12 protein-coding genes and 1 riboswitch are annotated in these 14,584 nt (G+C 68.2%); of the genes, 6 read left to right on the plus strand and 6 right to left on the minus strand.

What is annotated here, in order from left to right; genetic code table 11:
• Positions 1-288: 288 nt before the first annotated feature.
• Together C1926_RS01110 and C1926_RS01115 are read right to left on the minus strand one after the other, a co-directional pair.
• Positions 289-1,146 (minus strand): hypothetical protein, encoded by an 858-nt coding sequence (locus C1926_RS01110; protein WP_079222830.1) that lies wholly within the window; start codon positions 1,144-1,146, stop codon positions 289-291.
• A gap of 119 nt (positions 1,147-1,265) precedes the next feature.
• The gene (locus C1926_RS01115; protein WP_108757990.1) at positions 1,266-2,159 is read right to left on the minus strand and encodes an Hsp33 family molecular chaperone HslO; all 894 of its coding nucleotides are present in this window, start codon (positions 2,157-2,159) and stop codon (positions 1,266-1,268) included.
• A gap of 77 nt (positions 2,160-2,236) precedes the next feature.
• Between C1926_RS01115 and mtgA the strand changes: the two genes are divergently transcribed.
• From mtgA to C1926_RS01130, 3 genes are all read left to right on the plus strand, one after another.
• Complete coding sequence (mtgA, locus tag C1926_RS01120) at positions 2,237-2,992, plus strand: monofunctional biosynthetic peptidoglycan transglycosylase (protein WP_108757991.1); 756 nt, start codon at positions 2,237-2,239, stop codon at positions 2,990-2,992.
• Positions 2,993-3,481: 489 nt separating this feature from the next.
• On the plus strand, positions 3,482-4,501 hold the full coding sequence (locus C1926_RS01125) for a glycosyltransferase family 2 protein (RefSeq protein WP_108757992.1): 1,020 nt from the start codon (positions 3,482-3,484) through the stop codon (positions 4,499-4,501).
• Positions 4,461-4,892: a CBS domain-containing protein gene (locus C1926_RS01130; RefSeq protein WP_079222826.1), complete on the plus strand. Its 432-nt coding sequence runs from the start codon at positions 4,461-4,463 to the stop codon at positions 4,890-4,892. Before C1926_RS01125 ends, C1926_RS01130 begins: the two co-directional genes overlap by 41 nt.
• Before the next feature lie 488 nt (positions 4,893-5,380).
• Here the strand turns inward: C1926_RS01130 and C1926_RS01135 are convergent, their stop codons facing one another.
• The 4 genes from C1926_RS01135 to C1926_RS01155 all read right to left on the minus strand — a co-directional run bounded on the left by C1926_RS01135 (position 5,381) and on the right by C1926_RS01155 (position 10,848).
• Entirely contained in the window at positions 5,381-7,321 is a 1,941-nt protein-coding gene (locus tag C1926_RS01135) for an AsmA family protein (RefSeq protein ID WP_174214113.1), read from the minus strand.
• Between the two features lie 114 nt (positions 7,322-7,435).
• Positions 7,436-8,074: a hemolysin III family protein gene (locus C1926_RS01140; RefSeq protein ID WP_079222824.1), complete on the minus strand. Its 639-nt coding sequence runs from the start codon at positions 8,072-8,074 to the stop codon at positions 7,436-7,438.
• Between the two features lie 218 nt (positions 8,075-8,292).
• Positions 8,293-9,897, minus strand: coding sequence for a peptide chain release factor 3 (locus tag C1926_RS01150; RefSeq protein ID WP_108757995.1), 1,605 nt, complete (start codon positions 9,895-9,897; stop codon positions 8,293-8,295).
• A 66-nt stretch (positions 9,898-9,963) separates the two neighbouring features.
• Positions 9,964-10,848, minus strand: coding sequence for a M23 family metallopeptidase (locus C1926_RS01155; protein ID WP_108757996.1), 885 nt, complete (start codon positions 10,846-10,848; stop codon positions 9,964-9,966).
• A 148-nt stretch (positions 10,849-10,996) separates the two neighbouring features.
• A riboswitch (SAM riboswitch) is annotated at positions 10,997-11,115 on the plus strand.
• Positions 11,116-11,192: 77 nt separating this feature from the next.
• On the opposite strand from C1926_RS01155, the gene C1926_RS01160 reads away from it, so the two are divergent.
• Genes C1926_RS01160 through C1926_RS01170 form a run of 3 tightly spaced genes read left to right on the plus strand, consistent with a single transcriptional unit; the run spans position 11,193 to position 14,520 of the window.
• The gene (locus C1926_RS01160; RefSeq protein ID WP_108757997.1) at positions 11,193-12,224 is read left to right on the plus strand and encodes a homoserine O-succinyltransferase; all 1,032 of its coding nucleotides are present in this window, start codon (positions 11,193-11,195) and stop codon (positions 12,222-12,224) included.
• On the plus strand, positions 12,221-13,456 hold the full coding sequence (locus C1926_RS01165; RefSeq protein WP_108757998.1) for an O-succinylhomoserine (thiol)-lyase: 1,236 nt from the start codon (positions 12,221-12,223) through the stop codon (positions 13,454-13,456). Before C1926_RS01160 ends, C1926_RS01165 begins: the two co-directional genes overlap by 4 nt.
• Complete coding sequence (locus C1926_RS01170; RefSeq protein WP_108757999.1) at positions 13,453-14,520, plus strand: homoserine dehydrogenase; 1,068 nt, start codon at positions 13,453-13,455, stop codon at positions 14,518-14,520. Before C1926_RS01165 ends, C1926_RS01170 begins: the two co-directional genes overlap by 4 nt.
• The last annotated feature ends 64 nt before the right edge of the window (positions 14,521-14,584 follow it).

Below are 14,584 nucleotides of genomic sequence, written 5' to 3' on the forward strand. Positions count from 1 at the left end.
TAGTAACGGCGGCTTCCGAAAAATTAAAGCTGCGTTAACAGCGCGCCGGAGGCCTCAATTCAGGCCTACGGAATCTTTTCGATTCAATGACTTGTGGTACATGACTGAGACACAACCGGGCGCTGAGTATCGTTTTGTCAGGAAAAAAGTTTCTGTTGATATATGTCGTGATGTTTCGCCATGTATCAGGCGGAGCGGGCATCAGCCGCGTCGTTACGCGCGGAAACAAGAAGGGCGCCCCCAGGCGCCCTCTGTTCCATCCGTCGATGTATCACGCGCTTGGACCGCTTACAGGTCCTGCTCGTAGCGGACGTACGGCACGGTGCCGTCGTCGTTGCTTTCGTTGCGCGGGGAGAACGGATTCTTGCCGCGGCTGATCACGTTCTCGGCGCCGACGGTCAGTTGCCCCGACCACGGGGTACGCCAGGTCAGGCCGATGCCCAGGCCCTCCCACTTGCCCGGCTTGCCGGGAACGTCAACCACGCGGCCGATGATGCTGCCGGTGAAGTTGCCGTAGCCGGCACCCAGGCTCAGGCTCTTGCTGTCCCAACGGTCGACCAGCGCCGGCGATGCATCGGAAATCGGCACCAGCCGCGCCTTGGCGTAGGTACCGGCGATGGAGACGAAGCCTTCGCGGCCGATGTTGCGCTGGGCGAACACGGTCAGGTCGTTCTGCTCGGCGCGCAGGGACGGGGTCTTGTTCGGCGAGGCCAGCCAGGCCGGCAGCGTCTCGCGGCTGGTACCGGCGGTGATGCCCAGGCGGTTGACGCCCCGGTTCAACGCAGCGGTGCCGGTCAGGCGACGGGAGTTCGGGCCGATGCCGTCATCGTCATCGCCGAGGCTGGCCAGCATGCACTGGCTGGCCAGGCCGCTGATGCTGGTGCCGCTGCTGCTGTTACACAGCAGGCCCAGCGAATCGCCCGAGGACAGGCCGAAGGCGGCGTCCAGCGAGTTGCGGCCGAAGTGCCAGCGGGCACCGGCGGCCTGTTCACCGGTCGGTTCCAGATACAGCAGGGCCTCGACCTTGCCGCTGCCCTTGTTCCAGACCGGCAGCACGGTGCGGGTGTCCTTGCTCTGCGCATGCGCGCCCGTGATCGCGCCAAGGGCGATCAGCAGGGCCAGCGGTAGACGCAGGAAGGTACGCATCGGACCAGTTCAGACAGGGATGACCAGCGGAAGTTCCCGCTGGGGCGGAAACTCGATCCTAGGGTGTTTATGAAATCTTAACAAGCCTTGATCCTCCCCAGAACACAAGACCTGCTCATTCATTGAAGTCGTTCAGGTGCCGGTACAGTCCCCTCGGCACCGTGGAACAGTATGCCGAACTCCGTCAAAGGAAAGTGATACTCCCGTCCGCAGAATTCGCAGCGCACGTCCACCGAACCGGTGTCTTCGGCGGCCGCGCGGGCCTCTTCCTCACCCAGCGAGACCAGCATCGAGGCCACCCGCTCGTGCGAGCAGGAGCAGCCGAAGGCCAGCGGCCTGCTGCCCATCAGTTCCGGCTTCTCCTCGTGGAACAGGCGGTGCAGCATCTGCTTGGCCGGGGTGGCCAGCAGTTCGGCCTTGCCCAGGGTGTCGAACAGGGCGCTGGCGCGGGCCCAGCCGTCGTCGTCGCCTTCGTCGCCGGGGAGTTTCTGCAGCAGCAGGCCCACGGCGCCGTTGAGGTCGGCGGCCAGCAGCAGACGGGTCGGCAGCTGCTCGGACTGGCGGAAGTAGTCCTCGAAGGCCTCATCCAGCGCCGGCGCGGTCAGTGCCACCAGGCTCTGGTAGCGCTGCGGTTCGCGCGGGTCCAGGCCCGGGTTCTCGATGGTGATCGCCAGCAGGGCATCGCTGCCCAGGCTGGACAGGTCGCGCGGCGCATCGGCGCCGTCGGCCAGCTGGGCGATGCCGCGCAGGGTGCCGGCGGCGGTGCACTCGGCAAACAGGGTACGCAGGCCGGTGTTGCTGCGCAGCTGGATGGACAGTCGGCCGTCCACCTTGGTGTGGCCGGTGAACAGGGCCGAGGCCACGCAGGCCTCGCCGAGCAGCTCGGCGGCGTTGTCCGGGTAGACGGCGTGGGACAGGATTTCCTGCCAGGTGGCCTGCAGTTGCACGTGCACGCCACGGACGCCGGCGTCGGGCAGCAGGAAGCGGATCAGGGAATCGGGTTGGGCGGTCATCGGCTCACATCGCGCGTAAACAGGGGCGGTTGCCGGATAATGCGCCGACAACCAGGCATGAGAAGGATGCACCAGTAATGGGGGCAGGGGGAGAGCAGGACAAGGTGGAGGCCGCAGGGGCCGCAGCGACCACGCCGGCGCGCCGACGCTGGCGGTGGAAGCGGTTGCTGTGGCTGCCGGTGCTGTTCGTGGGCTTCAGTTGCCTGCAGGTGCTGGTGCTGCGCTTCATCGACCCGCCGGTGTCCACGGTGATGCTGTGGCGCTACGGCGAAGCGCTGGGCGAGGGTGACTGGTCCTACCGGCTGCATTACCAGTGGCGCGACCTGGACCAGATGGCCCCGAGCCTGCCGATCTCGCTGGTGGCGGCCGAGGACCAGCGCTTCCCCGACCACAACGGTTTCGACCTGCAGGCCATCGAGAAGGCGCGTGACCACAACGCCAAGGGCGGGCGCCTGCGCGGGGCCAGCACGATCAGCCAGCAGGTGGCCAAGAACCTGTTCCTGTGGCAGGGCCGCAGCTGGATCCGCAAGGGCCTGGAGGTCTGGTACACGGTATTGATCGAGGCGTTCTGGCCGAAGGAGCGCATCCTGGAGATGTACGCCAACATCGCCGAGTTCGGTGATGGCGTGTATGGCGCGCAGGCAGCGGCGCGGACGTTCTGGGGCAAGGACGCGGCGCGGCTGGCACCGGGTGAAAGCGCCCGACTGGCGGCGGTGCTGCCGGCGCCGCGGCGGTACAACGCGGCCAAGCCGGGGCCGTACGTGCAGCGGCGGGCGGCGTGGATACAGCGGCAGGCCCGGCAGCTGGGCGGGGCGGGGTATCTGGAGGAGTAACGGTTGATCGTTTCGCGGCGCCTCGTTTTTCTGTCGGGTTGCGAGGGAAGGGCGGCCCAGGCAGGACACGCCGTAAACCCGTCCATGGGGGCTCGATGGCGCCATCCATGGCGCCAACGGTCCTGCCTGGGCCGCCCTTCCCCCGCCGGACAGTTTCCTGCGCGCGCGGAACGAGAGCGGGAATTCAAAATCAAAAGAAGAAGCAGGATCAAAAGCTGTGCCAACCAAGGTTGGCAGCTGCCAGAAGCGGGTGATCGGCACTGGAATGCACCGCGCTCGCGGGAACGTGTCCAGAGGCGGAGGGCATGGCCGTGCAGGACCGTAGGCGCCATGGACGGCGCCTACGAGCTACATGGACGTATTTACCGCGTGTCCTGCACGGCCATGCCCTCCGACTCACGCAAGTATCAGGAAGGCGCTGCTCCTGCTTCTGCACTTGCTGTTGGCGGGCCGGCGGCTGCAAGCCCGCCAGCGACGTACAATCCAGGCATGAGCCGCCAACGCCTGACCTTCGTCATCGCCGCCCATAACGAGGAACTGGCGCTGCCCCAGCTGCACCCGCGCCTGTGCGCGGTACTCGACGCGCTGGACGATGTCGACGGCCACATCCTGTACGTCGATGACGGCAGCACCGACGCCACCTGGGCAGTGATCGAACACCTGGCCCATCCCGATCCGCGCGTCTCGGCATTGCGGCTGTCGCGCAACTTCGGCAAGGAGGCCGCGCTGACCGCCGGCCTGGACCAGGTGCGCGAAGGGGCGGCGATGATCCTCGATGCCGATGGCCAGGATCCGCCGGAACTGGTGCCGACCTTCGTCGCGTACTGGCAGCAAGGCTACGACAACGTCTACGGCACGCGCCGGGTGCGCGACGGCGAAAGCTGGAGCAAGCGCACCACGGCGGCCCTGTTCTACCGCGTGATCGGCCGTCTCTCGCGCACGCCGATTCCCGCCGATACCGGCGACTTCCGCCTGCTTTCGGCGCGCGCGCTGAGCGCGCTGCGCGAGATGCGCGAGCGCCATCGCTTCATGAAAGGCCTCTTCAGCTGGGTGGGCTTCCGCCGCGTGGCCGTGCCCTACCACCGCCATGCGCGGCTGGCCGGCAACAGCAAGTTCAGCCTCTGGAACCTGTGGAACTTCGCCCTGGAAGGCATCACCGGGTTTTCCACCGTCCCGTTGCGGGCAGCGACCTACCTGGGCCTGGCGACCGCCGCGGCGGCGTTCGTGTTTGGCGTGTGGGTGATCGTCAAGGCCGCCCTGTACGGCGACCGTGTGGCGGGCTGGCCGACGATGATGGCGGTGATCCTGTTCCTCGGCGGCGTGCAGCTGATCGCCCTGGGGCTGATCGGTGAGTACCTGGGCCGCCTGTACGAGGAGTCCAAGCAGCGGCCGCTGTACCTGGTTGACGCGTGGCTAGCACCTTCCGTGGCAGACTCGGGCCTGCAACCCACCCTGGGAGGGCAGGCAGATGACGTCGGTACGGCAACTGTTGGACGGCAAGTCCCCTGAAGTGCATGCGGTCGCGCCCGGCGCGGCGGTGATCGATGCGATCCGGCTGATGGCGCAGAAGGGCATTGGTGCGGTGCTGGTGATGGACGGGCCGCGACTGGTCGGGATCCTTTCCGAGCGCGATTACGCGCGCAAGATCGTGCTGCACGATCGTTCCTCGCGCGATACGGCGGTGTCCGAAATCATGACGGCGAAGGTGGTGACGGTGTCGCCGGGCGAGCAGGTGGAGCACTGCCTGCAGCTGGTGACCGACTACCGCATCCGTCACCTGCCGGTGGTGGAGGGCGGATCGGTGCTGGGGGTGATTTCGATCGGCGACCTGGTGAAGGCGGTGATCGACGCGCAGCGGCGGGAGTTGGACCAGCTGCAGCAGTACATCGTGGCGGGGTGAGTTTTTCGCTGGCGGGCTTGCAGCCCGCCGGCCCGCTTTCTGAAGCCAGAGCCAGAGCCAGAGCTCAAGAGCAGCGCCTTCCTGATGCGTGGGGAGGCGGAGGGCATGGCCGTGCAGGACACGCCGTAAACCCATCCATGGGGGCTCGATGGCGCCATCCATGGCGCCAACGGTCCTGCACGGCCATGCCCTCCGCCTCCAGACACGTTCCCGCGAGCGCGGTGCGTTTGACTGCCGATCATCCGCTCCTGGTAGCTGCCAACCTTGGTTGGCACAGCTTTTGATTCTGCTCTTTCTTTTGACTTTGAATTCCCGCTCTCGTTCCGCGCGCACAGGAAATTGTCAGGAGTGGGGCGGGTGGGCCAGGCAGGACCGTTGGCGCCATGGATGGCGCCATCGAGCCCCCATGGACGGGTTTACGGCGTGTCCTGACTGGCCCACCCGTCCCACTCATCCCATGAACCGGAGGGCGCCGCGAACAAACGCTTTTACTTCGCGTACTGCCCACCGCAGTTGGCATCCTTGCCCGGCCCCGTTTCGATCGTGGCCAGCAGCGCTGCCGGCGGGGCGATCGTCCCCAGGGCCAGCGCAACCGCACCGCGCAGGCCCAGTGCCTTGAAGTCCGGGCGGAATGAGGGATCCTTGAACGTGCCGCCGATGCGCAGCGGTGAACGCAGCACCAGGATGCTCTTGTCCTTCGGCCGCGGCTTCAGCAGCAGGTCCATCTGCTCGTCGCGCAGGCTCACGGTGCCATCGCCGATGATGATGGTATCGGTGGTGTCCACCGCCAGTGCGCGGCTGGTCATCAGGCCGTCGCGTACGCCGAAATCGGCGAAGGCGCAGCGCAGGGGAATCTGCCGGTCACCGGTGAACAGGAATTTCAGCGATTCGGTGATGTCCAGGCCGGCCAGTTCCATCACCAGGTTGCCAACATGGCCGCGGCCCATTGCCACGCCGACATCGCCGCTGCTGCTGCCGAGCATCGCGGCGATGGAGTTGCCGCGGCCGGCCAGGTCGATCTGGCCGCTGATGCCACCCTTGGCCTGTTCGGCCAGCTTCGCATCCGGGAACAACTGGCCCAGCTGCACGCCGCGCACGCTGGCCTTCAGGGCCGTGGCAATCTGCGGCTGGCGCGCGTCCATGCGGATGGTGCTGCGGATGTCACCGCCGGCCACGCCGAAGTTGAGCGGATCCAGGCGCAGCACGCCGTCGTCCAGCAGCAGGTGCGCGTCCATGTCGTCCAGCGGCAGCGACGGCGCATTGATGCGGTGGGCCTTCCAGCGCACGTCGGCATCCATCGCGCGCAGCTTGCCCAGGTTGTACGGGGTGTCGGGCAGCACGCGCGGGCTGGCGGCAACCTGGGCAGCCTGTGCCTTCTGTTCGGCGTTGGCGGTCTCGCCGCCGCCGGTCTTCGGCGGGGCACCGACGAAGCCGGCGAGGTCGTCGAAATCGAGCCGGCGCGATTCCAGGGTGGCGGTCAGGCGCGGACGCTCACGGCCCACTTCGAACTGCAGGGTGCCGCCCAGGTCGCTGTCGCCGACCTTGCCGGTGAACCCTTCGTAACGCCACACGTTGTGGTCGCGCTTGAGCCGGCCATCGAGCGCATACGGCGGCGAGGGCGGTATGGCGATGCCGAGCAGCGGGTAGAGGTCGGCCAGGTCCTGGCCATTCAGCGCGAACTGAAGGTCGAACACCTGCAGCGCGAACGGATTGGTCAGCGTGCCGGTTGCCACGGCGTGGGTGCCGCCGGCGCGACCGTCCAGGTGGATGCGGAACGGATGCTCGCTGTCGGTCAGCTGCAGCGGCGATTCAGTGCCGCCACTGAGGGTGAACGGATTGCCCTGCCAGCGGCCCTGGCCTTTCACCAGCAGGGGCGGGGCGGCGTCGGCCTGTTTCGGTTCGCCACTGCGCACGCCGACACGGATGTCGGTGCGGCCCAGCGGATCGAGGAACTGCAGGCGCCCGTCGTCGATACGCAGGCCCTTCAGTTGCAGCGAGCTCTTGCCATCGCTGGCCGGCAGGAAATCCCAGTTGCCGGGCTCGCCCTTGCGCGGGGAGGTTTCCAGCAGGACGTCGGGCCGGGTCAGGCGCACTTCGGGCAACTGGATGCTGCCGCGCAGCAGCGGCCAGACCCGGATGTCGATTTCCACGCGATCCGCGTTGGCCATGTTGGCCTGTTTGGACCACGTGGCATTGGCAAAGGTGATCGCATCGGCGCGGATGGTGCTGGTACGGCCGAGGTCGACGTCCAGATGGCCGATGTGCAGGGCGCGGCCGGTACGGGCCTGGACCGCGCGTTCCACCGGGCCCTTGAACCAGTTCCAGTCCCACAGTGCGATGAGGATCAGCAGTGCGGCCAGCAGGAACACCAGCACGGCCAGCCAGCGCTGGCCACGCGGGCCGGGGCGGCGGAGGCGCCAGCGCGACATGCGCGGCGCAGCAGGGGAAGGGGCAGCATTCACGCTGCCATGGTTGCCCCATCCGGGTGGACGGGGCGCGAAGCGCTCATGTGCATGGCGTGCACATGGCGCCGAACGGCCGCGCTACAGCACCTGCATGGTCACCGCGACGAAGTGGCAGACGCTGCCGCCGATCACGAACAGGTGCCAGATCGCGTGCGAATAGGGGATCGATTCGCGGTGGTAGAAGTAGGTGCCCAGCGTGTAGGACAGGCCGCCGGCGAACAGCCAGGCCAGCGTGCCGCCGTCAATGGAGGCCCACATCGGCTTGATCGCCACGATCACCAGCCAGCCCATGGCGATGTAGATGCCGGTGGAAAGCGCCTTGAAACGGCCGGTATAGAACAGCTTGAACACCACGCCGCCCAGGGCCAGGGCCCAGATGGCGGTGAACAGGCCCCAGCCCCATGGCCCGCGCAGGCCGATCAGGGTGAATGGCGTGTAGGTACCGGCAATCAGCACGTAGATCGCGCAGTGGTCGAAGACCTTCAGGCGGCCCTTTGCCGTAGGGTGCTGGATGGCGTGGTACAGCGTGGAAGCGGTGTACAGCAGCAGCAGGGCGATACCGAACACGATGGCGCTGGCAAGCTGCCAGCCGTCGCCGTAGATGGCGGCCAGGGTGATCAGTACGGCGCTGGCGGCCAGCGCGAACACGGCGCCGAGCCCGTGGGTCAGGGCGCTGGCGATTTCTTCACGGATGGAAGCAACAGTCGTGGAGGACATGGCAAGGACGGATTTCGCGGGGAGGGGGACCCGCAGCTCCCCTATCATCGCCGCGATGGCGGGCGCTTGCACCCCCGCCACCGTATGGTCGATGAATCCGACCCTCCTCACGCAACGGGGTCAGAGCCCTTTCCTGGCGGAAAGGGATCCGACCCCAGGCTTTCACGTGTACGGGGTCAGACCCCTTTCCGCCAGGAAAGGGCTCTGACCCCGGGGCGTCAACCCGCCGGGACGGTATGCGCTGCTTCGCGGGTGGCCGAGAAGCGCACGTCCGGCGCGCGTTCCTGGGCCAGCTGCAGGTTCACCCGGGTCGGGGCCAGGTAGACCAGGTGGCCGGCCGCATCCAGGGCCAGGTTCAGCGCGTTCTTCTCGCGGAACTCTTCCAGCTTCTTCTCGTTGCTGCAGTGGACCCAGCGCGCGGTGGTCACGCTGACCTGCTCGAAGGTGGCTTCCACGCCGTACTCGTCCTTCAGGCGGTAGGCGGCCACGTCGAACTGCAGCACACCCACCGCACCCAGGATCAGGTCGTTGCTGGTGAGCGGGCGGAAGAACTGGGTCGCGCCTTCTTCCGACAGCTGGGCCAGGCCCTTCTGCAGCTGCTTGAGCTTGAGCGGATCGCGCAGGCGCGCGCGGCGGAACAGTTCCGGGGCGAAGTTGGGGATGCCGGTGAAGGTGACCGCTTCGCCCTCGGTGAAGGTATCGCCGATGGAGATGGTGCCGTGGTTGTGGATGCCGATGACATCGCCCGGCCAGGCTTCGGCGGCGATCTCGCGGTCGCTGGCCATGAAGGTCAGCGCGTTGGCCAGCTTCATGTCCTTGCCGGTACGCACGTGGAAGGTCTTCATGCCGGCGCTGAAGCGGCCCGAGCAGATGCGCATGAACGCCACGCGGTCGCGGTGCTGCGGATCCATGTTGGCCTGGATCTTGAACACGAAGCCGCTCAGCTTGTTTTCTTCCGGCGCGATGATCCGGCCGGTGGTGGTGCGCGCCTGCGGCGGCGGGGCGTGCTCGACGAAGAAGTCCAGCAGCGGCTGCACGCCGAAGTTGTTCACGCCCGAGCCGAAGAACACCGGGGTCTGCTTGCCGGCACGGTAAGCGTCCAGGTCGAACGGGTGGCTGGCGCCCTGCACCAGTTCCAGTTCATCGCGCAGGTCGGCCAGCATCTGTGCACCGATCTTCTCGGCCAGGCCGGGCGCATCGATGGACGGGAAGATGGTCGAATCCTGGCGGGTGAAGTTGCGGCCCGGTTCGTACAGGTGCACTTCGCCGGTCAGCAGGTGCACCACGCCCTTCAGGCGCTGGCCCATGCCGATCGGCCAGGTGACCGGAGCGCACTGGATGCCCAGCACGGTCTCCACTTCATCCAGCAGCTCGATCGGGTCCTTGCCCTCGCGGTCGAGCTTGTTGATGAAGGTCATGATCGGGGTGTCACGCAGGCGGCACACTTCCATCAGCTTGATGGTGCGCTCTTCCACGCCCTTGGCCACGTCGATCACCATCAGCGCCGAGTCCACCGCAGTCAGCACGCGGTAGGTGTCCTCGCCGAAGTCGGCGTGGCCGGGGGTGTCGAGCAGGTTGACGATCTTGCCTTCGTACGGGAACTGCATCACCGACGAGGTGACGGAGATGCCGCGCTCCTTTTCCAGCGCCATCCAGTCGGACGTCGCATGGCGGGCGGCCTTGCGGCCCTTCACCGAACCGGCCATCTGGATCGCGCCTCCGAACAGCAGCAGCTTTTCGGTCAGCGTGGTCTTGCCGGCGTCAGGGTGGGAAATGATGGCGAAGGTGCGGCGACGCGACGCTTCGTTGGCGACTTCGGACATGGCAGTGGCGCCCGCCCGGGGCGCTTTTCAAAGAGATAAGCGCCCGATTATACCGGCCGGGGCCGGTCAGCGCCCGGTGCCGCCGTCGGCCTCGCCCTGGCGGGCGAACTGCAGCTGGCCCTGCGCGGTGAAAATACGCACCGGCACCGAGCGCAGGCCCATGCCGCGGTTGACCTGGACCACGAAGTGCAGGTGCGGCGCGGTGCTGTAGCCACTGTTGCCGGACAAGCCGATCGGCTGCCCGGCCTGCACCGCCTGGCCGGGCCGCACGCGCATGCCGCCCGCCTGCAGGTGGCCGTACAGCGCCATGCTGCCATCGCTGTGCAGGATGCGGATGAAATTGGCACGGCCGGCATCGCGCTCGCGGTCCTGGCCGTTGGCCTTGAAGCCATCCTGCACCTGCATCACCGTGCCCTCGCGCGCGGCCATCACCAAAGTGGCCTCGGGCAGGGCGAAATCCACCGCGTCGCGGTTCTCTTCGTCTTGGTGGCTGAAGCGTCCGTTCGGGGCCTGGTCCACGCGCAGCCGTGGCGCCTCGAAGGGCAGCCGGTAGGCCACGTCCTCGGCCCGTGCGGCGGGGTTGCCCGGCACCGACTGCAGGCGCACCTCCAGGCTGCGGCCATCGGCCGGGGCCGGCAGGTGGCCAACCACCAGGCTGCCACCGCCCTGTACCAGCGAACGCAGCGGCAGGCCGTCGATGGCGCCACCGGGCGCCGGCCGCAGCTCGATCTGCACCGGGCCTGCCAGCGGGTTGTCGATACGCGCCTGCCATTGCCCGCCCATCGCCTGCAACTGCAGCCGGGTGGTCGGCGCGGCCTGCGGGGCATCGTCGCCGGCCGCGGCCGCACCGGCCTTCGGCACCAGTCCCCAGCCCTGGCGCCAGTCGCTGGCGTGGACGGTTGCGCTGGCCAGCAGGCACAGCAGCAGGCAGGACAGGGGCAGGCGGGGCATCGACGGATCCAGCGGGAAGGGCGCTGGCGACTGTAGCGGATCCTGAACACGGGGATCGGGCGCAGTTCCCGGAACGGCGGTTCATTTATTCCATCGCTTTATCCGCATGAAGGGATTGACAGGCCCGGAAAGGGCTGGCATCGTGGCTCCACCATCGAGACCGGCAGAGGGACAGGCCCTTTGAAGCCGGGGCAGCCCGCAGGCGCGAAAGCGTCCGCGTAGGTGCCAAATCCTGCGGGGACCGTGGCGTCCACCGAAAGATGGTTCGAACCATGCACCGCACGTGCATCTCGAACGCGAGCCCCGCGAAGGCTCGATGGCCGAATTCCCACACGGATCCCGCCATGAGCTTCGCCCCCAGCACTGCCGCCCGCCCCGAATCCTTTGTCCCTGTCAGCGTGCCGGTCGATGACCGCGTGCACGCCGAGCGCGGCGAGTTCGCTGCCGTGCTGTCGATGCGCCATGCCGGGGCCAGCCCGGTGCGCCTGCGCTACGAGTGGGTGGGGCCGGCCAACGCGCCGGTGGTGGTGCTGGCCGGCGGCATTTCCGCCCACCGCCATGTCGCCTCCAATGCACAGTTCAGCGAAAAGGGCTGGGCCGAAGGCCTGGTCGGCAGCGGCCGCGCGCTGGATCCGCAGCAGCTGCGCGTGCTGGCCTTCGATTTCATCGGTGCAGATGGCGCGCTGGACGTGCCGATCGACACCGCCGACCAGGCCGACGCGCTGGCGCTGCTGCTCGATCATCTCGGCATCGGCGTGCTGAAGGCCTTCGTTGGCTACTCCTATGGCGCGCTGGTCGGCCAGCAGTTCGCGATCCGCCACCGCCGCCGCGTGCGCCAGCTGGTCCTGGCCAGCGGCGCGCACCGCCCGCATCCGTATGCCGCCGCCTGGCGCGCCCTGCAACGCCGCGCCGTTTCGCTGGGCCAGCTGCAGTGCGGCGAAGACCACGGCCTGGCGCTGGCCCGCCAGTTCGCCATGCTCAGCTACCGCACCCCGGAAGAATTCGGCGAGCGCTTCGATGCGGCGCCGGAAGTGGTCAACGGCCGCGTGCGCGTGGCCGCCGAAGACTACCTCGATGCCGCCGGCGCGCAGTACGTCGCGCGCACGCCGGTGACCGCCTACCTGCGCCTGTCCGAATCGATCGACCTGCACCGCGTGGACCCCGCCGCCATCCTGCCGCCCACCGTGGTGGTGGCGGTGGAGGGTGACCGGCTGGTGCCGCTGGCCGACCTGGTCGGCCTGGTCGAAGGGCTGGGCCCGCGCGGCAGCCTGCGCGTGCTGCGCTCGCCCTACGGCCACGACGCCTTCCTCAAAGAAACCGATCGCATCGACGCGATCCTCGCTACCGCCTTCCGCACTTCTGGAGAGTCCGCATGAGCCTGTACGCCAACGAGCCGTCCTGTAGCCGCACCACTGCCGCTGTCCGCGCCGGCATCGATCGCGACACCGCCCACGGTGCGGTCACCCCGCCGATCGTGCTGTCGTCGAACTTCAGTTTCGATGGCTTCGGCAACAAGCGGCAGTACGACTACACGCGCAGCGGCAACCCGACCCGCGACCTGCTGGGCGAAGCACTGGCCGAACTGGAAGGCGGCGCCGGCGGCGTCATCACCGCCACCGGCATGGGCGCGATCAACCTGGTGCTGAACGCACTGCTGCAGCCGGGCGATACCCTGGTGGTGCCGCACGATGCGTACGGCGGCAGCTGGCGCCTGTTCAATGCACTGGCCAAAAAGGGCCACTTCACCCTGGTCACCGCCGACCTGACCGACCCGCGTGCGCTGGCGCAGGCGCTGGCCAGCCAGCCGAAGCTGGTGCTTGTAGAAACGCCGTCCAACCCGCTGCTGCGCATCACCGACCTGCGCTTCGTCATCGATGCCGCGCACAAGGCCGGTGCGCTTGTCGTGGTGGACAACACCTTCCTGTCGCCCGCCCTGCAGCAGCCGCTGTCGTTCGGTGCCGACGTGGTGCTGCATTCGACCACCAAGTACATCAACGGCCACAGTGACGTGGTCGGCGGCGCGGTGATCGCGCGCGACCCGGCGGTGCACGAGCAGCTGGTGTGGTGGGGCAACGCGCTGGGCCTGACCGGTTCGCCGTTCGATGCCTTCCTGACCCTGCGCGGCCTGCGCACGCTGGATGCACGCCTGCGCGCGCACCAGGAGAACACCGCGTCGATCGTGGCCCTGCTGGATGCGCATCCGGCCGTGGCACGCGTCTACTACCCCGGCCTGCCCGACCATCCCGGCCACGCCATCGCCGCGCGCCAGCAGAGCGGTTTCGGCGCCATGCTGTCCTTCGAACTGGCGGCCTGCGAAGGTGAGGATCCGCATGCAGCGGTGCGCGCCTTTGTCGATGGCCTGCGCTACTTCACCCTGGCCGAATCGCTGGGCGGCGTTGAAAGCCTGGTCGCGCACCCGGCCACCATGACCCATGCGGCGATGACCGCCGAGGCACGTGCCGCCGCCGGCATCAGCGAAGGCCTGCTGCGCTTGTCGGTGGGCATCGAAGCCGAGCGTGACCTGCTGGCCGATCTCGACGCCGCGCTGCAGCGCGCCGAAGCGGTGATCGGCGCTGCGGTGCGCCGCAAACAGGTGGTGGATGCATGAGCGCGCTGGCCGCTGACATTCCCGCGCTCGGCGGTGGCCGCCTGGCCCTGCTCGGCACCGGCACGGTGGGCACGGCGTTCGTGCAGCGTTACCAGGCATTGCAGGCACGTGGGCTGGACCTGCCCAGCGTGCAGTGGCTGGCCAACTCGCGCACGGCGCTGGCGATCGACCGTGACCTCGCGCTGCCGCTGGAACTGGCGCGGCGCGCCCCGCGCGATGGGCAGAGCTCGCCGCCGTGGGCCAGCACCGAGGGCCTGGAACGCGGCGACGTGGTGGTGGATGCCACCGCCAGCGAGGACGTGGCCGCACGCCACGTGCAGTGGCTGGCCCGCGGCGTGCACGTGGTGACGGCCAACAAGCTGGGCCGCGGCGCGCAGCTGGCACGCGCACAGGCCATCGCCGAAAGCTGTGCCGACAGCGGTGCGCGCTACGGTGACAGCGCCACGGTGGGTGCCGGCCTGCCGTTGTTGAGCAGCCTGCGCGCGCTGGTGGCCGGCGGTGACAACATCCATGCCATCGAAGGCGTGCTGTCCGGGTCGCTGGCCTGGCTGTTCCATCGCTACGACGGCCGTTCGCCGTTCTCGGTGGCAGTGCGCGAAGCGCTGGATGCCGGTTACACCGAGCCCGATCCGCGCGTGGACCTGTCCGGCGAGGATGTGCGGCGCAAGCTGTTGATCCTGGCCCGCAGCAGCGGGCTGGCGCTGGATGCGGCGCAGGTGCAGGTGGATTCACTGGTGCCGGCGGCGCTGGCGGCATTGCCGCTGGGTGAGGCGCTGGCCGCGCTGGAGCAGCTGGATGCGCCGCTGCAGGCGCGTTGGCAGCAGGCGCACGCCCAGGGCCGCGTGCTGCGCTTCGTCGGCCGTGTCGATGCCGAGGGGGCGCAGGTCGGACTGCGCGAACTGCCTGCCGATCATCCACTGGCGCAGGGTGCCGGCACCGACAACCGCGTGGCCATCCACAGCGACCGCTATCGCCAGCAGCCGCTGCTGATCCAGGGCCCGGGTGCGGGTGCGGAAGTGACCGCCGCAGCACTGTTGGATGATGTGTTGCGCATTGCCGGTTGACGGCCGGCCGCTGCGCTCGCCGGGCGTGGCCCGACGCTACCCTCCGTGTCCGCCGGACCTTGCC

It is taken from the genome of Stenotrophomonas sp. ZAC14A_NAIMI4_1 (assembly GCF_003086915.1).
Lineage (GTDB): Bacteria > Pseudomonadota > Gammaproteobacteria > Xanthomonadales > Xanthomonadaceae > Stenotrophomonas.